Origin of the sequence: Phytohabitans aurantiacus (genome assembly GCF_027923225.1) — a bacterium.
Lineage (GTDB): Bacteria > Actinomycetota > Actinomycetes > Mycobacteriales > Micromonosporaceae > Phytohabitans > Phytohabitans aurantiacus.
In genome coordinates this window covers 51,716-74,532 of sequence record NZ_BSDI01000006.1, presented here as the reverse complement: position 1 = coordinate 74,532, position 22,817 = coordinate 51,716, and the positions used below count along the sequence as shown (strand labels likewise).

Below are 22,817 nucleotides of genomic sequence, written 5' to 3'. Positions count from 1 at the left end.
AATGTCCTGTGTCAGGAACTGACGCTAGGGACGGGGCGGCGAAGCTACATCGGGGACGGACCCGCCTAGCCCCCGGATCTGGTACCGGGGGAAATACCCCGACGGGGCCGGGGCTGGCACCGGGGGCAACTGTAGGAGGAGCGGTTCATGAACGGCTCCCGGCGGATCGGGGCGCCACAGCGATGGCATGGCTCGCCCTCCCGCCCGTACGCGTTGAGGGAGCGGTCGAAGTAGCCGCTCTCCCCGTTCACGTCGACGTAGAGGGCGTCGAAGCTGGTGCCGCCCGCGACGAGCGCCTCGCCGAGCACGTCGCGCACGTGGGCGAGCAGCCGCGTGGCCGCCGGCTTCGTCAGCGCGTCGGTGGGCCGCAGGCCGTGCAGGCGCGACCGCCAGAGCGCCTCGTCGGCGTAGATGTTGCCGACACCGGAGATCAACGTCTGGTCGAGCAGCGCGCGCTTCACCTCGGAGCGCTTGCGCCGCAGCCCAGCCACGAAGTCCGGGTCGGAGAACAGCGGGTCCATGGGGTCCCGGGCGATGTGCGCGATCTCGGCGGGCAGCTCGGCGCCGCCCTCGGAGTACGCCAGCCCACCGAACGTGCGCTGGTCGACGAAGCGGAGCTCCGACCCGCCGTCCGCGAACCGGAACCGGACCCTTAGGTGTGTCTCGTCCGGCGCATCCGGGGGCTGTACGAGCAACTGCCCGGACATGCCGAGGTGACCGATGATCGCGTCGCCCGAGTCGAGCGGCAGCCACAGGTACTTGCCCCGCCGGCACACGTCGACGACGGTGCGCCCGGCGAGCACCGCGGCGAAGTGCTCCGCACCGGGCAAATGCCGGCGTACCGCCCGCGGGTGGTGCACCTCGACACTGGTGATCCGGCGGCCGGTGACCCACTTGGCCAGCCCCTGCCGGACCGTCTCGACCTCGGGCAGCTCAGGCACCGGCCGCACCGTTGTCCGCTGCGGGCGGCTCGCCGAACTTCGCCGACAGCGTCCGGTATGCCGCCTCGGCGGCCCGCTGCTCGGCCTCCTTCTTGCTGCGCCCCTCCGCACCGCCGTACCGGTCGCCCGCCACCACCACCCAGGCGGTGAACGTCTTGGCGTGGTCGGGACCGGCTTCGTCGATCCGGTACTCGGGCACGCCCAGCCCCAGCGAGGCGGTCAGTTCCTGCAGGCTCGTCTTCCAGTCCAGCCCCGCGCCACGCCCCGCCGACTCGATCATCAACGGGTCGAAGAGCCGGTGGATCACCTTCGAGGCGATCTCCAACCCGTACTGGAGATAGATCGCGCCCAGCAGCGCCTCCAGCGTGTCGGCGAGGATGCTCGCCTTGTCGCGCCCGCCGGTGGTCTCCTCGCCCTTGCCGAGCAGCAGGTACGTGCCGAGCCCCTGAGGGCCGAGCCCGCGCGCCACGTCGGCGAGCGCCCGCATGTTGACCACGCTGGCGCGCAGCTTGGCGAGCTGACCCTCGGGCAGGTCGGGGTGGTTGTGGAAGAGCGCCGTGGTGATCACGACCCCCAGCACGGAGTCGCCGAGAAACTCCAGGCGCTCGTTGGTCGGAAGACCACCGTTCTCGTACGCGAACGAGCGGTGCGTCAACGCCCGGTCGAGCAGTTCCGGGTCGAAGGCGACGCCGAACGCCGCTTCCAGATGCGCGACCGGTGGTCGCTTGCGTTTATCCATGGATCACCCCTAGAAGTGTGGAGATCTCAATAGCCGCGGAGCGGCGGTGCAGGTGCGCGGCGAGGGCGATGCCCGAGGCCAGGTCGGCGCCGGCGGCCGCGCCGTGGCAGACCACGACGGTGCCGTGGACGCCCAGCAGCGCCGCGGCGCGCGGCACGGTCTGTGCTGGTCCACCGAGCAGCGTGTACGCGCCTTCAATGCCCTTCAGAAGCACGTTGCCGGTGAAACCGTCCGTGACGACGACGTCGGCACGCTCGCCGAGGCACGCTTCGTACCCCTCGACGAGCCCGATGTAGCGGGCGCCGGACGGCAGCTGCTGCCCGGCGAGAAAAGGATCGGCAGCGCGGCGGGCGCGGTCGCCCTTGCCCGGCTCGGTGCCGATGGAGAGGAGCCCGACGCGGGGCTTGTCGACGTTGTTCACGACGGCGGCGTAGGCGGCGCCGAGGGCCGCGTTGCGGGCCAGCGTGCCCGGTCGAGCCTCGACGGAGGCGCCCACGTCGAGCAGGACGACGGGCCCTTCGACGGCCGGCAGCGTGGTGGCGAGCGCCGGACGGCGTACACCTGGCCAGCGGCCAAGCCCGAGCACGGCGGCCGTAACGGTGGCGCCGCTCGGCCCGGCGGAGACGGCGCCGTCGACGACGCCCTCAGCGACGGCAGCGACGGCGGCCCGGACGGTGGTGTCGACCCGCTTGGCCCCGCTCGCGGCGTCGGCCATGCCGACGGCGCCGCTGACGGGGCGCACCGTCACCCGGTCGCGATCGACCGCTGGGAGGGCGCCAAGGACCTCGCCGGCCACCTCGGAGGGGCCGACGAGCAGAAGACGGAGGTCAGGGTCGGCATCACAGGCGCGCAGAGCGCCGTCAACCACGACGGCGGGTGCCCCGTCCCCGCCGAGGAGGTCGACGGCGATCCGCGCGATTTCCGGACCTTTCGGTGCCGGTGATGCCCGACCCGACGTCGGGCGAGTCACGCGCGGACCAGTGCGTCAGACCTCGATGACCTGGCGGCCGTTGTAGGTGCCGCAGACCGTGCAGGCCGCGTGCGGCAGCTTGGGCGAACGGCACTGCGGGCACGCCACGGTGGCGACAGGAGTGGTCTTCCACTGCGCGCGGCGGGACCGGGTGTTGCTGCGCGACATCTTGCGCTTGGGGACGGCCACGTTCTTACTCCTCTTTCCGGGTCAATTGCGACAGGGCCGCCCACCTGGGGTCGACCTGCTGGTGGCTGTGGTCAGCCGGCAGCTCGTCCCACGGCGCCCCACACTCGGGGCACAGCCCTGGACAGTCGGCTCGGCACAGCGGGTTGGTCGGCAGCGCCAGCACCACCGCGTCCCGCAGCACCGGCTCCAGGTCGATCAGGTCTCCCTGTAGCCGGCCGACCTCATCCTCGCCGGCCGTCTCGTCCGTGGTGCTGTGCTCGTAGGCATACAGCTCCTGGATCGTGACGGTCACCGAGTCGTCGATCGGGCGCAGGCAGCGGCCGCACTCACCCGCGACGGCACCACTCACCGTCCCGGAGACGAGCACGCCCTCCGACACCGACTCCATCCTCAGGGCGAGGGTGAGGTCGGCGCCTTCCGGCACACCGATCAACTCCAGCCCGAGGTCTCGCGGTGCCGGTGCCACCCGATCGACCGTACGCATCGAGCCAGGTCGGCGCGGCAGCTCCCTCGTATCGAGGACCAGCGGCGACCTGGGGTTGAGGTGGGTCTGCGTGTGTTTGGGCATCATGAGACTCCGGCCTGGTAGAGGCCGACGGTCTAGGCTACCCGAGGACCGCCGGCACAGTCGAACCGGCCTCAAAGCCTAGAACGGCAGGGGCCGCTCGTTGTCTTCTCCGACGAAGGTGCCGATCTCCCGAAGCGCGTGCATCTTGTCGCGCCCCCGCTCGATCGAGGCGAGCGCCCTGGTCAGGAACTGTTCGAAGTTCGCCAGTGCGGTGTCGACGTAGTCGTCGACCTCTTCTCGCAGCCGCTGGGCCTCGGCCCGAGCCTCGGAGATGATCCGGGCGCCCTCGTGCTCGGCGGACACGGTGATCTCGTTCACCGACACCAGGCGGGCGTGCTCGGCCTCGCCCTCGCTGATGATCCGATCGGCCTCGTGCTTGCCGGCGTCGATGATCTTGTCGCGCTCGTCCAGGAGCGCGGCCGCTCGCCGCAGCTCGCTGGGTAGCTCAGCCCGGAGCTGATCGAGGGCGCCGATCATCTCGCCGCGGTCGACCATGCAGTTGTTGCGCGACATCGGGACCGATCGCGCGGTCTCCACGATCGCGATGATCTCGTCGATGCGGTCGAGCGGGTCCACGGGCCTCACTCCTGTCGTTCTACGGCCGCCCCGTGATGGTGGGTCAGCCAGGATGGTGCTCACCTCATGATGCGGCCCGCAAGTGGCCACCGCGCTCCACCCGCCGCTCCGTGGCGCGTCGCACTAGGTCGGAGGCGGCCCGAGGCGCTCGCGCATCCGGGTGGCGACCAGGTCGGGCACGTGCGGCGACACGTCGCCGCCCCACTTGGCCACCTCTTTGACCAGGCTCGACGAGAGGAACGAGTAGAGCGGGTTGGTCGGCATGAAGAGCGTCTCCACCCCGGCCAGCCCGATGTTCATCTGCGCCATCTGAAGCTCGTAGTCGAAGTCGCTCACCGCACGGAGCCCCTTGACCACCACGCCGGCCTCCTGCGCACGGCAGAAGTCGACGAGCAGGCCGCGGAAGGTGAGCACCCGAACGTTGTCGTACCCCTGGGTGACCTCGCCGAGCATGTCGATGCGCTCGTCTTCGCTGAACAAGCCGGTCTTCGACTGGTTGATGAGCACCCCGACGATCACCTCGTCGAAGAGCCGGCTGGCTCTGCCGATGATGTCAAGGTGGCCGTTGGTCACCGGGTCGAACGAGCCGGGACACACCGCACGTCTCACGAACGGCGACCGTACCAAAGTGTTGTCTCTCCGTATCGGCGACTGTGCTCCTCGGTGATTCCCGGCACCCACGCCACCGCTCCAGTCCGGCTGGACCGCTCGACCACGACCACGGCGTCCGCCGCCAGCCAACCGCCGTCGACCAGCGCCGACAGCATCGCGGTGACATCGCCATCGGGTACCGCGTACGGCGGATCGGCGAACACCACGTCGTACCCGCCTCCTTCCGGCCCGGTGGCCAGTACAGCTGCGACCGAGCCCGCGACCAGCCGGGCCGAACCGCTGACACCGAGCGCGGCGATGTTGGCGCGAACCACCCGGGCGACCCGCGCGTCCGACTCGACCAGGAGCACGTGGGCGGCCCCACGCGACAGCGCCTCCAGCCCGACCGCGCCCGATCCCGCGTACAGGTCGGCGAAGCGCGCACCCTCCAGGTCCACAAGGGAGCCCAGCGCGCTGAAGAGGGCCTCCCGTACGCGATCCGACGTCGGCCGGGTGCCGACACCGGGAGGCACGGCGAGGCGCCGGCCCCCATAAAGGCCAGCCACGATACGGGTCATGAACAAAACGCTACGCCACATCGGTCACAGGACTACACAGCGACATCAGGCGTATACGCATTGCGCATCGAAGATCTCACATTCATAACGGCATCGTTAGATCTGCCTCAATTGCCCTTTCGGTCTTCAGCATTCGCTAAGGTCTGGCGCTGTGCCGACACGTTCCGTCGGCCAACCATCGACGCGGGGTTGGCGTCGAACCATTTCCGTGTTCCGCCCTCCCCACGCCGCGCCCTGAAACCCCCCGTTGTCAGGAGAACGCGTGAACCGTTCGAAGCTGTCGCTGCGGCGACCGCTGACCCTCCTCGGCGCCGCAGTCCTCGGCGCCGCGGCAGCGGTCGCGATCGCATCCCCAGCCAGCGCCCACCACAGCGAGGTCGCCGGCAAGGCGGTCTGCGACACGACCACCGGTGAGTGGGTCGTCACCTGGAAGGTGACGAGCGTCGCCCCACCTGGCGTCGAGCGCTACAAGCTGATCAAGGCTGATCTCACACCGGCCGGATCCACGGTCACCAACATCGCCGTCAGCACGGGCGATCAGTATCCGTACGAGGTCTCCAAGCCCATCGTGGGCGAGCAGCGGGTGCCGGGCAGTGCCCGGACCGCCTCGCTCACCGTCCAGGCTCAGTGGAAGAAGAACCGCAGCGACTTCGTCGAGCACAAGCCGAGCACGGGCACCGTGACGCTGGGCGGCAAGTGCGAGGAAGACAAGCCCGCCGTCACCGCCCCGACCGCCAGCTTCGCATCGGACTGCGAGGGCGCGGTCACGGTGACCCTCGCCAACGGCAAGGAGGCCACCAAGGCGGTCGAGCTCGCCGTCAAGGCGAAGGGCTTCGAGCAGAAGTACACGCTGGAGCCGGGCGACAGCAAGGCTGACATCGTCGTACCCGCGGGCGCCGGCAAGATCGTGGTGACCGAGCGCGGCAAGGACACACCAGTCGGCACCTACACCTGGAAGCAGCCTGAAGGCTGCGCCGAGCCGGGCGAGCCCGAGGGTGCCGTCGAGTTCACCTGCGACGAGATGATCTTCACCATCACCAACCCCGCGGATGGTGAGACGGTGACCGTCGTCTTCAAGCCCAGCACCGGCGAGCCGCAGACGCTGGTCGTCAAGCCGGGCGAGACCAAGCAGGCCAAGTTCGCCGCCAGCGAGGGCTTCACCGTTACCGCGACGACCGGGGACGGCGAAGAAGAGACCTTCGCATGGGAGCAGCCCGAGGGCTGTGACAACGGCGGCGGTGGCGGCGGAGACGACGGCGACCTGCCCGTCACCGGCGTCGCGGCCACCGGCATCGCGGCCGGTGCGCTGGTCCTGCTGGCTGCCGGTGCGATGCTCTTCGTGATCTCGCGACGTCGCCGGACGACCTTCACGGCCTGATCCTCGGGTGGCCTGACGGCACAGCGCCGCAAGCATTCATCCCCCCGCGGCCCGCGATGACACCCCCCGGTCATCGCGGGCCGCACCGCTTGTCAGCCCTTTTCGAGTCAGCCCTTTTCGAGGTACTCCGCGCGTTCCTCGTCGACGAGCGCGGCCACCGATGCCGCGAGCGCCGGATGGCGGACCAGATCGACGTCTTCTTCCACCAGCTCGATCGCCGCTACCCGGGCCTCGCCGATCAGGTCGGTGTCGCGCAGCAGCGACAGCAGCCGCAGGTGTGACCGCCGGCCCGACTGGGTCGCGCCCAGCACGTCGCCCTCGCGGCGCTGCTCCAGATCGAGCTCCGCCAGCCGGAACCCGTCGGTGGTCGAGGCCACCGCGTCGAGCCGCTCCCGTGCCGGTGTGCCCTCGAGCGCCTCGGTGACCAGCAGGCACAGGCCCGGCGCCGTGCCCCGCCCGACCCGGCCGCGCAGCTGGTGCAGCTGTGACACACCGAACCGGTCGGCGTCGAGCACGATCATCACGGTGGCGTTGGGCACGTTGACACCCACCTCGATCACCGTCGTCGCGACCAGCACGTCGAGCTGCCCGGCGGCGTACGACCGCATGATCGCGTCTTTCTCGTCGGCCGGCAGCCGCCCGTGCAGCACCGCGATCCGCAGCCCGTGCAGCGGGCCCTCTTCGAGCAGCGGCGCGACCTCCAGCACCGCCAGCGGCGGGCGCTTGCCGTTGTCGTCGAGCGCGGGCGCGTCTTCCTCCGGCGAGGCGTCGTCGCCGATCCGGGGGCAGACGACGTACGCCTGGTGGCCGGCCGCCACCTCTTCCCGTACCCGCTTCCACGCCCGTTCGAGGAAGGCCGGCTTTTCGGCGGCGGGCACCACGTGCGACGCGATCGGCGAGCGCCCGAGCGGGAGCTGCGACAGCGTCGACACCTCCAGGTCGCCGTACACGGTCATCGCCACCGTGCGCGGTATCGGGGTGGCCGTCATGACCAGGACGTGCGGCGGCTGCTCGGCCTTCGCGCGCAGCGCGTCGCGCTGCTCTACGCCGAACCGGTGCTGCTCGTCGACCACGACGAGGCCCAGATCCGCGAAGTCGACGCCCTCGTACAGCAGCGCGTGCGTGCCGACCACGATGCCGGCACCGCCACTGGCGACCTCTTCGAGCGCCCGCCGCCGGGCCGCCGCGCCCAGCGAGCCAGTGACCAACGTCACGCGGGTCGACTCATCGGCGGCGCCCAGCTCGCCCGCTATCCCCAGCGGCCCCAGGAGTTCGGCGATGCCCCGGTAGTGCTGGGCGGCTAGCACCTCGGTCGGCGCCAGCATCGCCGCCTGCGCGCCGGAGTCGACCACCTGCAGCATCGCGCGCACCGCCACCAGCGTCTTGCCGGAACCGACCTCGCCCTGCAGCAGCCGGTGCATCGGGTGCGCGGTGCCAAGGTCTCTGGCGATCTCCTCGCCCACGTCGCGCTGGCCGGCCGTCAACTCGTACGGCATCCGCGCGTCGAACGCGTCGAGCAAACCATCGGGACGGCGTGGTCGCGGCTTGGCCGGCCACGCCGCCGCGCGGTGTTTGCGCTGCACGAGAGTCACCTGTACCGCGAACGCCTCGTCCCATTTCAGCCGCTTCTGAGCCGCGCCCTTCTCCTGATAGGAGCCCGGCCGATGGATCCACCGCAGGGCCTTGTCGAGCCCGATCAGGTTGTTGCCGGCACGCAGTGTCGCCGGCAGCGGGTCGTCTGGCATCGTCACGTTGTCGAGCACCACCCGGACGCATTTGGCGATCGTCCAAGTAGGGATCTTGGCGGCGGCCGGGTAGACCGGAATCAGCCCCCCGGCGAACTCCTCGATCTCCTCCGACGCCCCGTCCTCGTCGTCGAGCATCACGTACTCGGGGTTGTTGAGCTGCCGCTTGCCCCGAAACTCGGTGACCTTGCCGGCGAACAGCCCCCACTTGCCGGGACGCAGGTACTTGTCATGCCACATCTGCTTGCGGCCGAAGTAGTTGAGCCCGAGCACGCCACCGGCCCCGTCGCCGACCGTCACTTCGAGCATCTCGTCGGCGCCGTTCTTGATCCTGCGCCGGTTTGCCGTGCGGACCTGCGCCATCACCGTGACCTGGTCGCCGACCTCCAGCGCCCGGATGTCGGTGTGCTGCCCGCGCTCGTCGTATCGCCGCGGGAAGTGATACAGCAGGTCGCCGGCCGTGTGCAGGTCGAGATGGTCGGCGAGTGCCTTGGCCGTCTTGGCGCCAAGCCACTTCGTGAGCGGGGTATCCGTGTCACTCATTCGACGCCTACCAGCAGGGGATACAGGGGTTGGCCACCGTCGTACTCGTTGACCTCGACGAACGGCCACCGCTGCGCGACGTGCCCGCGCAGCGCCTCGCCGAACCCTGCCGGAGCGTCGGCGCCGATCAGCAGCGTGACCAGCTCACCGCCACCGCCGAGGAGCCGGTCGAGCAGATCTCGGCACGTCTCCAGCAGATCCTGGCCGATCAGGTGCACCTCGTCGTCGACAAGGGCCAGCACGTCACCCGGTTTACACGGGCCCGCCACGGTGAGCGCCTCGCGGCTGGCGTAGCAGACCTCCGCGTACCGGCAGGCGCCCGCCGCCTCAGCCATCGCGATCACGTCGTCTTCGAACCGGCGCCCCGGATCACGCACGGCGAGCGCCGCCATCGCCTGTACCGGAGACCGGGTCGGCACGACGCTGACCCGTACCCCTTGGGCGTGTGCCTCCTTGGCGGCGGCGCTGGCCACGGCCTGCGTGTCGGGGTCATCGGGCAGCACGACGACGCGGGCGGCACCGGTGGCCAGTACCGCGTCGAGCAGCTCGGCGGTGGACGGGTTGGCCGCCACCACGCGGACGCCCTCGCCCCGCAGCAGTGCCGCCAGCCCGGCGCCGGCGGCCACCGCCACCGCGCCCCGGCCGTCCGGATCGAGCGGCGGTCCCGGGGCCGCCATCTGCTCTTCGAAGCGGCTGACGGAGATGCGGTGCGGCCGGCCCGCCTCGACCCCGGCCTCGATGGCGGCACCGACGTCGTTGACGTGGACGTGCACGTTCCACGTAGGAGGGTCGCCGCCGGCGCCCACCACGACCAGGGAGTCACCGAGGCCGTCCAGGATCTCCTTGAGCCGCTCCACCGCCGGCTCGGGAGCGTCCAGCAGGTACTGCACCTCGTAGGCGTACTCGGAAGATCCGCTCTCGCGCGCGGCGGTGACCGGCGGGCGGGTGGCGACCGGCGGGGTCTCGACGTGCTCTCCGGTGACCACCGCGACCAGCGAGTCGAGCAGGACGCACAGCCCGCGCCCGCCCGCGTCGACCACGCCCGCGCGCGCCAGCGCCGGCAACTGCTCAGGGGTACGCGCCAGCGCCCGCGCCGCCTCGGCAGCGGCGGACCGGACCACGGCGTCGAGATCGTCTGAGCCCGCGGCGGCCGCCCCGGTCGCGGCAGCCGCGGCCACCGTGAGCATGGTGCCCTCGACCGGCTTGGACACCGCCGCGTATGCCGCCTCGGCAGCCACCTCCAGAGCGCTGGTCAGCGCCTCGCCCCGCACCGTGGCGGCACCGCCCAGCGAGTCGGCCAGCCCGCGCAGGAGCTGCGACAGGATCACGCCGGAGTTGCCGCGCGCGCCGAGCAGCGCCCCACGCGCCATCAGCCGCAGCGCCCGGCCGTGCGGCGTCTGCCCGTCGTCGGTGACCGTGTGGAGATCGAGGTCGACCGCCTGCTGCGCCGAGGCGAGCGTGAGCACCAGATTGGTGCCCGTGTCGCCGTCGGGCACCGGATAGACGTTGAGCTCGTCGATCTCGCGCTGATGCTGGCGCATCGACTCCAGCCCGGCCGCACACCACCGACGTACCGCAGCCGCGTCGAACCTCTCCAACACGCGACGAGCCTACTGTCGCCCTCCGACCTTCCGTTCCAACCACACCGCCCATGGGGGGCATTGGGAAGGAGGCGGGGGGATCGGGTACCCTGGCTAGGTTGCCCGGGCTGCGTCCGGTGGCGACCTCACGAACGACAATCCCAGGAGTATCCCGTGGCTAGCGTGTGCGACGTCTGTGGCAAGGGGCCGGGCTTCGGCCACAACGTGTCCCACTCGCACCGGCGGACCAACCGTCGCTGGAACCCGAACATCCAGACGGTGCGCACCCCGGCCGGTGGCGGCACGACCCGCAAGATGCAGGTCTGCACCTCGTGCATCAAGGCTGGCAAGGTCGTCCGCGCCTAAGCGCGGGCACCAAACCACCACAAAGCGACAGTAACCGCCGGGTCCGACGACCCGGCGGTTACGTGTGTGCGTGCTGACTACTCAGGACGTGGCGTACAGCTCGTCGACGACCTTCTGCGTCCAGATGGCCTGGTAGCCCACGCCCGGATCGAGCCGCACCGGCGACGACGGGTCCAGCGTCACGTCGCTGTCGACGTCGACGGTGCGCCGCCCCACGGCCCGCCCCGTGGTCGGGTCGAAGAGGATTTCGTCGCCGATACCGCGCTCGGTGTGCCGGATCGCCACGAGGCGACGCTTGTCGATCGTGATCTCCGATGACGTGATGCCCCGCAGCGACGTGAACGCCGTGAGGAGCGCCGCCCGCACCTCCGTGCTGAGCAACAGGTCGCACTTGAGGTAAAAGTCCTGCATTTCGGACCACACCTGGTGGTCGATCGACCACGGAGCATCCTTGTCCATCGCCCCACGCAGCACCTCGACGAGCCTTGCCGGGTCAGTGGGCAGTTGGGCCAGCCACTCGGGTGTCGGCACCTCGACGCTGCGTCCGACCTCTCCGGGCGGGACGTTGGCGTCGTTTCCCAGATCCGCGGGGTCATCGCCGAATCTCACGCCGCGCAGAAGCATGCCGTTCGGGTCGAACCAGTAGCTCCGGTCCTGCTTCTCGACCGTTGCGGACTCGGAGGACGCTCCCGCGTCGACCACCCAGCCGTCGTGGTGCACGAAGACGTACTGGCCCGACGCGATCGGCGGGACGGTCGTGGGAATGCTGGCCGCGGTCGAAGCCATGGCCTTCAGCGCGGCGACCGCCTCGGGCGAGGGCGGGGCGAGGTTCGGTTCGGAGGTCTTCTCGTCCGAGGGGCCCCCGCCGGCCCCGAACGACAGGCCACCGGGGCGGAACACCACGGCCGCCCCGACCGCGAGGCCGACGACCATGGCGGCGGCGGTGACCGGTACCAGGAGGCGGGACCACACGCGCGCGGGTGCCGGGCGGCGCCCGGTCATCAGCCGCCACGTGCGCGACACCGATTCGTCGCTGGGATCGGGTACTCCCGGCGGCAGCTCGCGCACCGCGACGACATCGGGATCGGTGTGACTCATCGGGCATCTCCTTCATCGAGCGCGGCGCGCACCTTGGCGCGGGCGCGGTGCAGAGACGACTGGACCGATCCGAGCGGTATCCCCAGCGCCGCGGCTATCTCCGCGTACTCGAGCTGGGCGACCGCGTAGAGGAGCAGCACATCGCGCTGCCGCCGGGGCAGCTTCGCCAGTACCGCCGACAGCTTCGCCACTGTTCGCTGGGCGTCCACCCGTTCGGCGGCCCGCCCGTCGTGCCCCGGCACCCCGATCGCTGACCGGGCGCCCCGGGCCAATGCCCGCAGCGCCCGAATCTCGGTCCGGCGGTGCCGGCGCAGCAGGTTGGTGGCGATGCCGTACAGCCAGGGCAGCAACCCGCCCCGCTCCGGGTCGTACCGGTCACGCTGCTCGTACGCGATCAGGAACGTCTCGGCCACCACGTCTTCGGCGACCTGCTCCCCGACCCGCCGCGTGCAGTACCGGAGCAGGTCGCGCGCGTACCGGTCGAACATCCCCGCGAGATCAGCCGGCTCGATCATCACGGAGGTCGTCGGCGTCGTCATGCTCTTTCTTGCCAGCCGCCGACCCCCGTGTTCCCTAGAAATGCTGCCAGCCGGGCGACCCCTTGTACGGCTTTCCGTCCACCGTCACCCCGGCACCGGCACGTACCTCGCCGACGACGCGCCACGGGGCGGGCAGCTCGACGTCCGCGGGGAACGTCGCCGCCAGCGCGTGGTCGTCGCCCCCGCCCAGCACCCACGTGTACGGGTCGACGCCGAGCGCGTGTGCCGCGTCCCGCATCTGCCGGGGTATCTCGAACCCGTCCCGCCGCACGTCGAAGGCCACCCCGCTGGCGACGGCGACGTGCCCGATGTCCGCCAGCAGGCCGTCCGACACGTCGATCATGGAGGTGGCGCCGAGCCGGGCGGCCTCGGGACCGCACGCGTAGGGCACATCCGGGCGCCGGTACGCCTCGACGAGAAGCTTCGGGGTGCGGAAGCCGCGTGACAGTACCGTGTAACCCGCCGCCGCGTAGCCGGTGCGGCCGGCGATGGCCAGCACGTCGCCAGGGCGTGCCCCGCTGCGCAGGAGCGGCGCGCGCCCCTCCAGGTCGCCGAGCGCGGTGACCGCGATCGTGAGCGTGGGGCTCGCCGACATGTCGCCGCCGACGACGCTGGCATGCACCCTGGCGGCCTCGGCGCCGAGCCCGTCGGCGAGGTCTTCGGCCCAACGGGCGTCCAGCCCCGGCGGCACGCACAGGGCGACCACCAGCGCGGTCGGCGCCGCGCCCATGGCGGCGATGTCCGCGAGGTTGGCCGCGGCGGCACGGTGGCCCACGTCCTGAGCCGTCGACCAGTCGCGCCGGAAGTGCCGCCCTTCGACGAGCACGTCGGTCGAGATGACGACACGGCTATCGTCGGCGGCGACCACGGCCGCGTCGTCGCCGGGGCCGAGCAGCGCGTACGGCCCGACGGGCAGGCGCGCGGTGACCCGGGCGATCAGGCCGAACTCACCGCTTCTCGCCACACTCACTAACGCCTCCCTCGGCACCGTCATGAATAGGGCCTGTTCCGTACGGTAGTTTCACGTTCGAGCCGCTGGCTGCGGCGGAGGGGAGTCGGATCGTGGTCCAGGCATACATCCTCATCCAGACCGAGGTCGGAAAAGCGCGTGACGTGGCCGCGGCGATCAATGATGTTCCGGGAGTGGTGCGGGTCGACGCGGTGACCGGCCCGTATGACGTGGTGGTGCTCACAGAAGCACATACGGTCGACGAGCTCGGCAAGATGATCGTTAGTAAGGTACAGATGGTTCCCGGGATTACCCGTACGTTGACGTGTTCGGTGGTGCACTTATAGGTGGACAGGACCACCCGGCAAGCGGCGCTGTGGGCAACGGTGGTGGCGCTGCCCGTCGCCGCGCTCATCGCCGTTCTCGCGATTCGTGCGGGGCAGGAAGATCCCGTGGCGCGGCCCACGCCTTCGGCCACCGCTCCGAGCCCGCATCCCACCACGCCGGTGGAGATGGCCGCGCCCGCGCTGCAGGAGCGCGCCGCGACCGTCTGCCGGGCCTTGCTGTCCCGCCTGCCCGCGACAGTGCAGGGCATGGCGCAGCGCCCGGTGACCGCCGGCCCTGAGCAGAACGCGGCATACGGCGACCCGGCGGTCACGGTGGCCTGCGGTGTGCCGGCGGCGCAGGTGCCGCCCACCGCCGAGCTGTTCGACCTGGACCAGGTGTGCTGGTACCAGACCGCCGGCGACCAGGCCACGGTGTGGACCACTGTGGACCGCGAGGTGCCGGTGCGGGTGACGGTGCCGAAGGAGTACGACACGCCGGGGCAGAAGGCCATCGCGTTCTCCGACGCGCTCGTCGCCGCGGTGCCGTCGCGCCCCGACGTCCCCAGTGGTTGCGTCTAGTACCGGCGGTGTGCCTAGTACCGGCGGAGCGCGGTGCGGATCAGCCTGCTGACCAGTTTCGGGTACTCGAGACCGGTGGCCGCCCACATCTGGGGAAACATCGACGTCGGCGTGAAGCCGGGCATCGTGTTGATCTCGTTGAGGTAGACGTCGAGCTCGGGCGTGACGAAGAAGTCGACCCGCCCGAGGCCGGCGCAGTCGAGCGCGGTGAACGTGCGCGTCGCGTACTCCTGGACCTGCCGGGTGACTCGCTCTGGCAGGTCGGCCGGGATGTCGTACTCGCACGAGCCGTCGAGGTACTTGGCCTCGAAGTCGTAGAAGTCGTGCCCGGAGACCCGCACCTCGGCCAGTAGCGACGCCTCGGGCGCACCGCCGGCCTCGCCCTCCAGCACACCGCACTCGATCTCACGGCCCACGATGGCGGCCTCGACCAGCACCTTCTGGTCGATCTGGCGAGCGGTGGCGACGGCGTCTTCGAGGTCGGCCCAGTCGGTGACCTTGGTGATGCCATGCGACGAGCCGGCACGCGACGGCTTGACGAAGACCGGCAGGCCGAGCCGCTCCTTGTCTTCCTCGGCGAGGGTCACGCCCGCGCGCAGGACCGCGTACGGCCCGACGGGGATGCCCTCGGCCGCCGCCAGCTTCTTGGTGAACTCCTTGTCCATGGCGGCGGCGGAGGCGAAGACTCCTCCCCCGACGTACGGGATGCCGGCCATCTCCAGCAGCCCCTGGATCGTGCCGTCCTCGCCGTACTTGCCGTGCAGCGCCGGGAAGACGACGTCGACCTCGGCCAGCACCCGCGGACCCTCGGACGCGTCGAGCACCACGAGACCGCGCTCGGTGGGGTCGGCGGGCAGGACGACCGCCGTGCCGGCGTCTGCGGTGATCTCCGGCAGGCGCCGGTCGGCGATGGCGAGCTGAGCCGGGTCACCGCTCGTGAGCACCCACTGCCCGGAACGGGTGATGCCGACCGGCACCACCTCGTACTCATCCGGGTCGAGTGCGGCGAGAATGCTGCCGGCGCTGACGGCGGAGATGGCGTGCTCGGTGCTACGTCCGCCGAAGACGACGGCCACGCGAGTCTTCCGTGGGCTGCTCACCCGGGTGACCCTACTCTGCGTGCGCGGACTCCGCGCTGGTACGCGGAGGCGCGGAGGGAACCGTCACCAGAAGTGGCGCCGGCGCTTCTTGTAGTGACCCCGGAACCTCTTGTAGTGCCCACGGAACCGGTAGTGCCCGTGGTATCCGTGGTGGCCGGGGTGTGGTGGGTAGCCGTGGCCGGGGTGCCCGTGGCCGTAGTAGCCGTGATGGCCGTGGCGGTGATGCCGGCCCAACAGGCGGCCGAGCTTGGCCACCAGTATCGAGTAGATCATCGCTTTCAGGTGACGCCCCATGTGCTCCTCCTTCGCTCAAGAGTAGGAGAAGGTCCTGTGAAACCCCTGTAAGCTGTCAACCACAGTTGACAGATCCCAGGGTGTCAACGTAGGTTGACAACATGAGCGAGGCAACCGAGTTGGCCGCGGCGGCCAGCAGCACCGACCCCCGGGTCGGCCTGCGCGCCGTGCTGGCACTGCGCCGCCTGCTGGAGAGCCTGGAGACGCTCCAGGTCGACAACGCGCGGCGGCAGGGCTGGTCGTGGCAGGAGATCGCGGTGGCTCTCGAGGTCACCAGGCAGGGAGTACACAAGAAGCACGCCAGCCGCCGGCCGGCTGGCACGCGGCGGGAGGCGTGATGTTCGAGCGGTTCACCAAGCCGGCGCGCGACGTCGTCACCGGCGCCCAGATCGAGGCCCGGGAGCTGCGGCATCGCCACATCGGCACCGAGCATCTGCTGCTCGCGCTGCTGCGCGACGACGGCGTCGCGTGCTCGGTGCTACGCGACGCGGGGGTCTATCCCGAGCAGGTACGCGCCGACGTGCGGGCGCAGGTGGGTGCGGGCCCCGACCCGTTGGGCCAGGCGGACGCCGACGCGCTGCTCTCGATCGGCATCGACCTCGACGCGATCCGCTCGAAGATCGAGGAGACCTTCGGCGAGGGCGCACTTGACCAGCCACACATGTGCGAGGAGCCACGCCGCGGCCTCTTCCGCCGGCAGCCGCGTCAGGTGCACGGGGGCTCCCCGCGACACATCCCCTTCAGCCCGCGCGCCAAGAAGGTGCTGGAGCTGTCGCTGCGGGAGGCGCTCCACCTCAAGCATTCGTACATCGGCACCGAGCACATCCTGCTGGGTCTGATCCGCGAGGGCAACGGGCTGGCCGCCAAGGTGCTGACCGACGCCGGGCTCAACCTCGACGACCTGCGCACACACGTCCTCGACGCCCTGGACCGCGCCGCCTGACCTGCCCCGTGATCAGGGCGTCCCTCAAGTTGTTAGAGCGACTTGAGGGATGAACGGTCCGAGTCGCTGCGCGGCGCTTTCGCACGACGGCGTATGCGACTCGGACTGTTCACAGCCCTGATCACGAGAGGGACGCGTTGAGGTCGGTCAGCAGGTCGGCGGGGTCTTCTATGCCGCAGGAGAGGCGGACGAAGCCCGGTGGTGTGGCGTCGCCCCACTGAGCGCGCCGGTCGGCGGTCGTATGCAGGCCGCCGAACGACGTCGCGGCGAACACGAGCCGCGACGCCGTCAGGAAGCGACCCACCCGCTCGGCGCTGCCGAGGTCGAACGACACCACACCGGGGATCCGCCGCATCTGCCGGGACGCCACCTCGTACGAAGGGTCGTCGGGCAGGCCCGGCCACCGTACAAGCTCCACATCGGACCGGGCGGCCAGTGCCTGCGCGACAGCCGCCGCGTTGGCTGACTGGCGGGCCAGCCGGAGGTCCAATGTGGCCAGCGAGCGGTGTGCGAGCCAGGCGTCGAAGGCGCCCGGAATAGCACCCGTGTGCGAACGCCACGTCGTGATCCGGCCCAGCAGGTCGGCCGAGCGGGTGGCGGCGTACCCGAGCAGCATGTCTGAGTGGCCGGTCAGCGCCTTGGTGCCGGAGGCGACGGTGATGTCGGCGCCGAGATCGAGCGGGCGCTGGCCGAGCGGGGTGGCGGTGGTGTTGTCGACGGCGACGAGCGCGCCGGCCTCGTGCGCCGCCGCCGACAGCGCGGACACGTCGCAGACGTCGAGACCCGGGTTCGCCGGCGTCTCCAGCAGGACGAGGCGGACGCCCGCGAAGGACGGGTACGGCCCGGCGGTGGGCGCGTACACCACGCGCACGCCGAGCTGCTCCAAAGTAGACGCGGCGAACGAGCGCACGGTGTAGTAGCCGTCACCGGGCAGCAGCACGGTGTCGCCGGGACGCAGCACCGACATCAGCACCGCCGTGATGGCCGCCTGCCCGGTCGCGAACGCCCGGCAGTCACCGCCTTCCAGCTCGCCGATGGCGGCTTCCAACCCTCGACGCGTCGGATTGTCCGGCCGGCCGTACCCGTCGGGCGCGGCCGCCGGCCCCGTGACCGGGTCGAGATGGTACGGCGCGGCGAACACCGGGCCGGGAAGGAACGGCTGCCCGGGTACCGGCTCGGGCAGTCCAGCGTGGACACACCTCGTGCCGTCGCCAAACGATGCGGTCATTCGGGCTTCGTCTCCCGGCTCATCAACGCGGTGAGCGCGCGGCGCGGGTCGGCACCCTCGTGGCAGACCCGCTCCACCTGCTCGGTGATCGGCATGTCCACATTGTGCGCCCGGGCAAGGTCGCGGATGGACAGACAACTCTTGACGCCTTCGGCCGTCTGGCGCGTGGCCGCCTGCGCCTGCTCCAGCGTCTCGCCGCGGCCCAGGTGCTCGCCGAACGTGCGGTTGCGGGACAGCGGGGACGAGCAGGTGGCGACGAGGTCGCCGAGTCCGGCCAGGCCGGCGAACGTCATCGGGTCGGCACCCAGCGCCACGCCCAGCCGGGCGGTCTCCGCCAGCCCGCGGGTGATGAGCGTGGCCTTGGTGTTGTCGCCGAGCCGCATCGCCGTCGCCATGCCGTACGCCAGGGCGATCACGTTCTTGACCGCACCGCCCAGCTCGGTGCCGACCACGTCGTCGTTGGTGTACGGCCGGAAGTACGGCGTCGTGATGGCGCGCTGCACGAGCGTCGCGCGCGTCACGTCGGTGCAGGCGACCACTGTCGCGGCCGGCTGCTCCCCCGCGATCTCGGCGGCCAGGTTGGGCCCGGAGACCACGGCGACCCGCTCCGCGGACACCCCGGCGGTCTCCACGATCACCTCGCTCATCCGCTTGAGCGTGCCCAGCTCGATGCCCTTCATGAGCGAGATGAGCGTGGCGTCCGGTGCGAGAAAGGTGGCCCAGTCGGCGAGGTTGCCGCGCAGCGTCTGCGATGGCACCGCGAGGACCACGAGGTCGGCCTCGGCGATCGCCTTGCCCGCGTCGGAGGTGGCGGTGACCCGCTCCGGCAGCCGTACCGCCGGCAGGTAGTCGGGGTTGGTGCCGTACGACCGGATGGCGGCGGCAAGCGACTCGCGCCGGGCCCAGATCGTCACGTCGGTACCCGCGTCGGCGAGCACCTTCGCGAAGGCGGTGCCCCAGGAACCGGCACCGAGAACCGCGGCCCTGATCCCGCCTGCTGGCCCTGTCATGCCTTTTCTCCCTTCACGGGCGCCCACAACGGGGGCGGCGTCTCCTGCCGAATCTCGCCAAGCAGGTCGCGGATCCGCAGCATGATCTCGTCGGTCATCTCGTCGAGCACGGCGCGGGTAGGTTCCGCGCCGGTCCACTTGCTGAAGTCGACCGCCGGTCCGGCGGCGATGGCGATCGGGGTACGCGGGCGGACGTGGACCTTCTTGGTGCGCGGGTCGAAGAAGTCCTGCGGGCCCCACATGGCCATCGGGATGACCGGCGCGCCGGTGGCGAGCGCGAGCCTGGCCGCGCCGGTCTTGCCCCGCATCGGCCACAGGTCGGGCTCGCGGGTCGTGGTGCCCTCGGGGTAGATGATCACCGCGCCGCCCTGCTGGAGGGCCGCGGTGAGCACCTCGAGCGACTTGGCCGCGTCGGCCGAGCCGCGCTCGACCGGGATCTGCCGCGCCCGCAGGATGATCTTGCCGACCACCGGCACCTTGAAGACGCTGGCCTTACCGAGGAAGCGGGGCCAGCGGCCGGCGTCGTAGACGAAGTGCGCGCAGACGAGCGGGTCGGCGTGGGACAGGTGGTTCGGCGCGAGGATGACGCCACCGGTGGGCGGGATGTGTTCCAGGCCGGTCCAGGTGCGCTTGGTCATCGGGGTCAGGACCGTCTTCACGAGAATGACAATTAATCGGCGCAAAAGCCCCAATCTGCGCCGCGCCGTCCGCACCACGGCCCCTCCTCGCTCCCGCCAGCCAGCGCCACCCGCCGGACGCCCGCAGCGAAAATCATGCCTGCTGACACCGGGTACGGCCAGCGCGGCCACATCCACCGTTCCGCCACCGTTCCGCCACTGCCGGAGGCGGCTGGCAGGATCCTTCTCGCTCTTCTCATGGTTCCGCCGTCGCCGGAGGCGGCTGGCAGGATAGCCCTGTGGACGAGGCGACGTGGGCGGTGGTGCTGCCGGTCAAGCGGCTCCACGTGGCCAAGAGCCGGCTGCGGGGCGCCCTGCCCGGCGTCCCACACGAGTCGCTCGCGCTCGCGCTGGCGCTGGACACGGCGGCTGCCGTGCTGTCCTGCCCGCCGGTCGCCGAGCTGGTCGCCGTGACGGACGACCCGATCGTCGGGCGGGCACTCGCGAGGCTCGGCGCGCGCGTCGTACCCGATGATCCCCGCGATGGCCTGAACGCCGCTTTCGCACATGGCGCCACAGCGGCCGGGGCCGGGCGCCCGGTGGCCGCGCTCGCCGCGGACCTGCCGGCGCTGCGCCCCGAGGAACTGGCCTCGGCACTCCAGACCGCGCGAGCCCGAAGCTTTGTCGCGGACGCGCCCGGCACCGGCACGGTGCTCCTGACGGCGCCGCCCGGCACGGCGCTCGACCCGCGCTTCGGCCCGGATTCGGCCGCCGCCCACCGGCGCTCCGGCGCGCTGCCGATGGCCGGCCACTGGCCGACGCTGCGCCGCGACGTCGACACCGCCACCGACCTGGCCGCCGCCGCGCTCCTCGGCGTGGGACCGGCGACCGACGCGTTGATAGGAGAAAGCCATGCAGGGAACGGTCGCGACCTACGACCAGCAGACGCGGTCCGGGACTGTGCTGCTGGATGACGGCACCGAGCTGGCCTTCCCCCGCGAGGCTTTCGACGCCTCCGGGCTCCGCCTGCTCCGCCTCGGCCAGCGGCTACGCATCGAAATGAGCGAATCGGGCCAGGTAACGCGGGTAACTTTGCCCACGTTCACGGAGTGAGTTCACCTCGCGTTAACCCTTTTCGGGTCATGATTGTGCGGTGAGCACCATGCCAGCCCGACGCACGCCGCAGCAGCGCCGAGCCACGGCCCCTCCCGAACCACAGCGCGGCCCCGATGGACGATTTATCCGCGCGAGCGAGGGAACCAGCGAAGACGTGGACGAAAGCTCCGACGAGGCCGACATGCTGCCCGAGGACCGGTTTCTGAACCGGGAGCTGTCCTGGCTGGACTTCAACGCACGGGTGCTCGCGCTGGCCGAGGATCCGGACACCCCGCTGCTGGAGCGGGCCAAGTTTCTCGCCATCTTCGCCAGCAACCTCGACGAGTTCTACATGGTGCGGGTCGCCGGCCTGAAACGGCGCCTGCAGGCCGGGCTGCCGGTGCGCGGCGGCGACCAGCTCCCGTTGCGCACCCAGTTGGAGCTGATCGGCGAGCGTACGGCGCACCTTCTGAGTCGGCACGCCGCCTGCTTCGCCGACGAGGTGATGCCGAAGCTGGCCGCGGAAGACATCCAGTTCGTGCGGTGGCACGAGCTCGACGTGCCCGAGCAGGAGCGGCTGCGCATCTACTTCCGGGAGGTGGTGTTCCCCGTCCTCACGCCGCTGGCGGTCGACGTGGCGCACCCGTTCCCATACATCTCCAGCCGCTCGCTCAACCTCGCCGTCGCCGTGCGCGACCCCGACGGCGGCCCCGAACTGTTCGCTCGGGTCAAGGTGCCCAACAACGTCCCGCGCTTCGTCGTGGTGGAGAGCAGCGGTCGCCGGTACCGCTTCCTGCCGATCGAGGAGCTCATCTCCAACCACCTGAGCCAGCTCTTCTCGGGCATGCAGGTCGTCGAGTGCCACCTTTTCCGGGTCACCCGCAACGCCGACTTCGAGGTCGACGAGGATCGCGACGAAGACCTGCTCCAGGCCCTGGAGCGCGAGTTGGCCCAGCGCCGCTTCGGCCCGCCTGTCCGCCTGGAGGTCGCGTCGTCGATCTCCGACCAGATGCTCGACAAGCTCGTGCACGAGCTCGACATGGACAGCCACGACGTGCTGCGGGTGCCCGGCCTGCTCGACCTTTCGTCGCTGTGGCAGGTGTACGGGGAGGTCGACCGGCCCACGCTCAAGGAGCGGCCGTTCGTGCCCGCGACCCACCCCCGCTTCGTGGAGGGTGAGGTGCCGCGGAGCGTCTTCGCGACCCTGCGCGACGGCGAGGTGCTCGTGCACCACCCGTACCACTCGTTCTCGACGAGCGTGCAGCGCTTCATCGAGCAGGCCGCCGCCGACCCGAACGTCCTCGCCATCAAGCAGACGCTGTACCGCACCAGCGGCGACTCCCCCATCGTCGACGCGCTCGTCGAGGCGGCCGCCGCGGGCAAGCAGGTGGTGGTACTGGTCGAGGTCAAGGCGCGCTTCGACGAGCAGGCCAACATCGGCTGGGCACGCACCCTGGAGCGCGCCGGCTGCCACGTCGTGTACGGCCTCGTGGGGCTCAAGACGCACTGCAAGACCGCGCTCGTGGTGCGGCAGGAGGGCAACCAGATCCGGCGGTACTGCCACATCGGCACCGGCAACTACCACCCGAAGACGGCTCGGCTGTACGAGGACTACGGGATACTCACGGCCGACCCCGGGGTGGGCGCCGACGTCACCGACCTTTTCAACGTGCTCACCGGTTACAGCCGGCAGACCGCGTACCGGCGGTTGCTGGTGGCGCCGCACGGCGTACGCAGCGGCATCATCGACCGGATCGACCGCGAGATCGAGCACACCCGCGCCGGCGGGCAGGGCCTCGTGCAGATCAAGGTGAACTCGCTCGTCGACGAGGGCGTCACCGACGCGCTGTACCGCGCCTCGCGGGCGGGCGTGCAGGTCGACCTCATCATCCGGGGCATGTGCACGCTGCGGCCGGGCGTGCCGGGCCTGTCCGACAACATCCGGGTGCGCTCGATACTCGGCCGGTTCCTGGAGCACTCCCGGGTCTTCCGGTTCGGCAACAACGGCTCCACCGAGTTCTGGATCGGCTCGGCCGACCTCATGCACCGCAACCTCGACCGCCGCGTCGAAGCGCTCGTGCAGGTCACCGACCCGGAGGCGCGCGCCGAGCTGGACCGGGTGCTGGCCCTCTCGATGAGCGACGAGACCGAGTCGTTCGAACTGCACCCCGACGGCACCTGGACGCGCCGCCGGTCTTCCGACAACCTGCCCCTCGTCAATCTCCAGGAGGCGTTGCTCCGGCGCATCGTCGGCCCCTCCGGTAAGTAGGCTGAC

At 70.8% G+C, this 22,817-nt stretch carries 26 protein-coding genes and 1 pseudogene; 9 read left to right on the top strand and 18 right to left on the bottom strand.

All coding sequences use genetic code 11. The features are described 5' to 3' along the window. Positions 1-65: 65 nt before the first annotated feature. From mutM to rsmD, 8 genes are all read right to left on the bottom strand, one after another. A complete protein-coding gene (gene mutM, locus QMG73_RS07320) occupies positions 66-941 on the bottom strand; it encodes a bifunctional DNA-formamidopyrimidine glycosylase/DNA-(apurinic or apyrimidinic site) lyase (RefSeq protein WP_281893293.1) in 876 nt (291 codons plus the stop codon). After that, positions 934-1,680 (bottom strand): ribonuclease III, encoded by a 747-nt coding sequence (gene rnc, locus QMG73_RS07315; RefSeq protein WP_281893291.1) that lies wholly within the window; start codon positions 1,678-1,680, stop codon positions 934-936. Before rnc ends, mutM begins: the two co-directional genes overlap by 8 nt. Further along, a complete protein-coding gene (locus QMG73_RS07310) occupies positions 1,673-2,650 on the bottom strand; it encodes a phosphate acyltransferase PlsX (RefSeq protein ID WP_281893290.1) in 978 nt (325 codons plus the stop codon). The genes rnc and QMG73_RS07310 overlap by 8 nt, the downstream gene beginning before the upstream one ends. A 15-nt stretch (positions 2,651-2,665) precedes the next feature. Then, the gene (gene rpmF, locus QMG73_RS07305) at positions 2,666-2,839 is read right to left on the bottom strand and encodes a 50S ribosomal protein L32 (RefSeq protein WP_265253153.1); all 174 of its coding nucleotides are present in this window, start codon (positions 2,837-2,839) and stop codon (positions 2,666-2,668) included. A gap of 4 nt (positions 2,840-2,843) precedes the next feature. Beyond that, the gene (locus QMG73_RS07300) at positions 2,844-3,407 is read right to left on the bottom strand and encodes a YceD family protein (RefSeq protein WP_281893381.1); all 564 of its coding nucleotides are present in this window, start codon (positions 3,405-3,407) and stop codon (positions 2,844-2,846) included. A gap of 78 nt (positions 3,408-3,485) precedes the next feature. Beyond that, positions 3,486-3,983 carry an ATP synthase subunit B family protein gene (locus tag QMG73_RS07295; protein WP_281893288.1) on the bottom strand — a complete coding sequence of 166 codons (498 nt, stop codon included), beginning with the start codon at positions 3,981-3,983 and terminating at the stop codon, positions 3,486-3,488. A 123-nt stretch (positions 3,984-4,106) separates the two neighbouring features. Next, positions 4,107-4,592: a pantetheine-phosphate adenylyltransferase gene (coaD, locus tag QMG73_RS07290; RefSeq protein ID WP_281893286.1), complete on the bottom strand. Its 486-nt coding sequence runs from the start codon at positions 4,590-4,592 to the stop codon at positions 4,107-4,109. Next, positions 4,589-5,152 (bottom strand): 16S rRNA (guanine(966)-N(2))-methyltransferase RsmD, encoded by a 564-nt coding sequence (rsmD, locus tag QMG73_RS07285; protein WP_281893285.1) that lies wholly within the window; start codon positions 5,150-5,152, stop codon positions 4,589-4,591. The genes coaD and rsmD overlap by 4 nt, the downstream gene beginning before the upstream one ends. Positions 5,153-5,414: 262 nt before the next feature. Between rsmD and QMG73_RS07280 the strand changes: the two genes are divergently transcribed. After that, complete coding sequence (locus QMG73_RS07280; protein ID WP_281893284.1) at positions 5,415-6,530, top strand: cell wall anchor protein; 1,116 nt, start codon at positions 5,415-5,417, stop codon at positions 6,528-6,530. 107 nt (positions 6,531-6,637) lie between these two features. On the opposite strand, the gene recG is transcribed toward QMG73_RS07280, so the two are convergent. Beyond that, positions 6,638-8,818, bottom strand: a complete 2,181-nt coding sequence (gene recG, locus QMG73_RS07275) for an ATP-dependent DNA helicase RecG (protein ID WP_281893283.1) — start codon at positions 8,816-8,818, stop codon at positions 6,638-6,640. Continuing rightward, positions 8,815-10,419 carry a DAK2 domain-containing protein gene (locus QMG73_RS07270; protein ID WP_281893282.1) on the bottom strand — a complete coding sequence of 535 codons (1,605 nt, stop codon included), beginning with the start codon at positions 10,417-10,419 and terminating at the stop codon, positions 8,815-8,817. The genes recG and QMG73_RS07270 overlap by 4 nt, the downstream gene beginning before the upstream one ends. 153 nt (positions 10,420-10,572) lie before the next feature. Here QMG73_RS07270 and rpmB point away from each other — a divergent pair, with 153 nt between their 5' ends. Then, the gene (gene rpmB, locus QMG73_RS07265; RefSeq protein ID WP_265255297.1) at positions 10,573-10,764 is read left to right on the top strand and encodes a 50S ribosomal protein L28; all 192 of its coding nucleotides are present in this window, start codon (positions 10,573-10,575) and stop codon (positions 10,762-10,764) included. Between the two features lie 81 nt (positions 10,765-10,845). On the opposite strand, the gene QMG73_RS07260 is transcribed toward rpmB, so the two are convergent. Genes QMG73_RS07260 through QMG73_RS07250 form a run of 3 tightly spaced genes read right to left on the bottom strand, consistent with a single transcriptional unit; the run spans position 10,846 to position 13,395 of the window. After that, positions 10,846-11,862, bottom strand: a complete 1,017-nt coding sequence (locus tag QMG73_RS07260) for a hypothetical protein (RefSeq protein ID WP_281893279.1) — start codon at positions 11,860-11,862, stop codon at positions 10,846-10,848. Continuing rightward, entirely contained in the window at positions 11,859-12,401 is a 543-nt protein-coding gene (locus QMG73_RS07255; RefSeq protein WP_281893278.1) for an RNA polymerase sigma factor, read from the bottom strand. Before QMG73_RS07255 ends, QMG73_RS07260 begins: the two co-directional genes overlap by 4 nt. A gap of 34 nt (positions 12,402-12,435) precedes the next feature. Beyond that, a complete protein-coding gene (locus QMG73_RS07250) occupies positions 12,436-13,395 on the bottom strand; it encodes a thiamine-phosphate kinase (protein WP_281893276.1) in 960 nt (319 codons plus the stop codon). 68 nt (positions 13,396-13,463) lie between these two features. Here QMG73_RS07250 and QMG73_RS07245 point away from each other — a divergent pair, with 68 nt between their 5' ends. Together QMG73_RS07245 and QMG73_RS07240 are read left to right on the top strand one after the other, a co-directional pair. Further along, positions 13,464-13,697 (top strand): Lrp/AsnC ligand binding domain-containing protein, encoded by a 234-nt coding sequence (locus tag QMG73_RS07245; protein WP_265253164.1) that lies wholly within the window; start codon positions 13,464-13,466, stop codon positions 13,695-13,697. Next, the gene (locus QMG73_RS07240) at positions 13,698-14,255 is read left to right on the top strand and encodes a DUF3515 domain-containing protein (protein WP_281893273.1); all 558 of its coding nucleotides are present in this window, start codon (positions 13,698-13,700) and stop codon (positions 14,253-14,255) included. 14 nt (positions 14,256-14,269) lie between these two features. On the opposite strand, the gene QMG73_RS07235 is transcribed toward QMG73_RS07240, so the two are convergent. Together QMG73_RS07235 and QMG73_RS07230 are read right to left on the bottom strand one after the other, a co-directional pair. Beyond that, positions 14,270-15,355, bottom strand: a complete 1,086-nt coding sequence (locus QMG73_RS07235; protein WP_281893272.1) for a D-alanine--D-alanine ligase family protein — start codon at positions 15,353-15,355, stop codon at positions 14,270-14,272. 63 nt (positions 15,356-15,418) lie between these two features. Beyond that, on the bottom strand, positions 15,419-15,649 hold the full coding sequence (locus tag QMG73_RS07230) for a hypothetical protein (protein ID WP_281893270.1): 231 nt from the start codon (positions 15,647-15,649) through the stop codon (positions 15,419-15,421). A gap of 101 nt (positions 15,650-15,750) precedes the next feature. Between QMG73_RS07230 and QMG73_RS07225 the strand changes: the two genes are divergently transcribed. Together QMG73_RS07225 and QMG73_RS07220 are read left to right on the top strand one after the other, a co-directional pair. Then, positions 15,751-15,987: a helix-turn-helix domain-containing protein gene (locus QMG73_RS07225; RefSeq protein ID WP_281893269.1), complete on the top strand. Its 237-nt coding sequence runs from the start codon at positions 15,751-15,753 to the stop codon at positions 15,985-15,987. Continuing rightward, positions 15,987-16,577 (top strand): annotated as a pseudogene (locus QMG73_RS07220) (Clp protease N-terminal domain-containing protein); the annotation flags it as partial. The gene QMG73_RS07225 and the pseudogene QMG73_RS07220, both read left to right, overlap by 1 nt. Positions 16,578-16,713: 136 nt before the next feature. Here QMG73_RS07220 and QMG73_RS07215 read toward each other — a convergent pair. Genes QMG73_RS07215 through QMG73_RS07205 form a run of 3 tightly spaced genes read right to left on the bottom strand, consistent with a single transcriptional unit; the run spans position 16,714 to position 19,522 of the window. After that, the gene (locus tag QMG73_RS07215) at positions 16,714-17,820 is read right to left on the bottom strand and encodes a cystathionine gamma-lyase (RefSeq protein ID WP_281893267.1); all 1,107 of its coding nucleotides are present in this window, start codon (positions 17,818-17,820) and stop codon (positions 16,714-16,716) included. Beyond that, on the bottom strand, positions 17,817-18,830 hold the full coding sequence (locus tag QMG73_RS07210) for an NAD(P)H-dependent glycerol-3-phosphate dehydrogenase (RefSeq protein WP_281893266.1): 1,014 nt from the start codon (positions 18,828-18,830) through the stop codon (positions 17,817-17,819). Before QMG73_RS07210 ends, QMG73_RS07215 begins: the two co-directional genes overlap by 4 nt. Further along, positions 18,827-19,522 (bottom strand): lysophospholipid acyltransferase family protein, encoded by a 696-nt coding sequence (locus QMG73_RS07205; RefSeq protein ID WP_407676761.1) that lies wholly within the window; start codon positions 19,520-19,522, stop codon positions 18,827-18,829. Before QMG73_RS07205 ends, QMG73_RS07210 begins: the two co-directional genes overlap by 4 nt. Before the next feature lie 224 nt (positions 19,523-19,746). Here QMG73_RS07205 and cofC point away from each other — a divergent pair, with 224 nt between their 5' ends. Genes cofC through QMG73_RS07190 form a run of 3 tightly spaced genes read left to right on the top strand, consistent with a single transcriptional unit; the run spans position 19,747 to position 22,811 of the window. Beyond that, the gene (cofC, locus tag QMG73_RS07200) at positions 19,747-20,421 is read left to right on the top strand and encodes a 2-phospho-L-lactate guanylyltransferase (protein ID WP_281893264.1); all 675 of its coding nucleotides are present in this window, start codon (positions 19,747-19,749) and stop codon (positions 20,419-20,421) included. Next, the gene (locus QMG73_RS07195) at positions 20,408-20,560 is read left to right on the top strand and encodes a cold-shock protein (protein WP_456107248.1); all 153 of its coding nucleotides are present in this window, start codon (positions 20,408-20,410) and stop codon (positions 20,558-20,560) included. The genes cofC and QMG73_RS07195 overlap by 14 nt, the downstream gene beginning before the upstream one ends. A 49-nt stretch (positions 20,561-20,609) precedes the next feature. After that, on the top strand, positions 20,610-22,811 hold the full coding sequence (locus QMG73_RS07190; RefSeq protein WP_281893379.1) for an RNA degradosome polyphosphate kinase: 2,202 nt from the start codon (positions 20,610-20,612) through the stop codon (positions 22,809-22,811). Positions 22,812-22,817 lie beyond the last annotated feature (6 nt).

Coding starts and splice junctions, on each gene's coding strand:
- rnc (WP_281893291.1), bottom strand. CDS start 1,680: ATGGATAAACGCAAGCGACCACCGGTCGCGCATCTGGAAGCGGCGTTC.
- QMG73_RS07300 (WP_281893381.1), bottom strand. CDS start 3,407: ATGCCCAAACACACGCAGACCCACCTCAACCCCAGGTCGCCGCTGGTC.
- rsmD (WP_281893285.1), bottom strand. CDS start 5,152: ATGACCCGTATCGTGGCTGGCCTTTATGGGGGCCGGCGCCTCGCCGTG.
- recG (WP_281893283.1), bottom strand. CDS start 8,818: ATGAGTGACACGGATACCCCGCTCACGAAGTGGCTTGGCGCCAAGACG.
- QMG73_RS07260 (WP_281893279.1), bottom strand. CDS start 11,862: ATGAGTCACACCGATCCCGATGTCGTCGCGGTGCGCGAGCTGCCGCCG.
- QMG73_RS07255 (WP_281893278.1), bottom strand. CDS start 12,401: ATGACGACGCCGACGACCTCCGTGATGATCGAGCCGGCTGATCTCGCG.
- QMG73_RS07250 (WP_281893276.1), bottom strand. CDS start 13,395: ATGACGGTGCCGAGGGAGGCGTTAGTGAGTGTGGCGAGAAGCGGTGAG.
- QMG73_RS07230 (WP_281893270.1), bottom strand. CDS start 15,649: ATGGGGCGTCACCTGAAAGCGATGATCTACTCGATACTGGTGGCCAAG.
- QMG73_RS07225 (WP_281893269.1), top strand. CDS start 15,751: ATGAGCGAGGCAACCGAGTTGGCCGCGGCGGCCAGCAGCACCGACCCC.
- QMG73_RS07215 (WP_281893267.1), bottom strand. CDS start 17,820: ATGACCGCATCGTTTGGCGACGGCACGAGGTGTGTCCACGCTGGACTG.
- QMG73_RS07210 (WP_281893266.1), bottom strand. CDS start 18,830: ATGACAGGGCCAGCAGGCGGGATCAGGGCCGCGGTTCTCGGTGCCGGT.
- QMG73_RS07190 (WP_281893379.1), top strand. CDS start 20,610: ATGCCAGCCCGACGCACGCCGCAGCAGCGCCGAGCCACGGCCCCTCCC.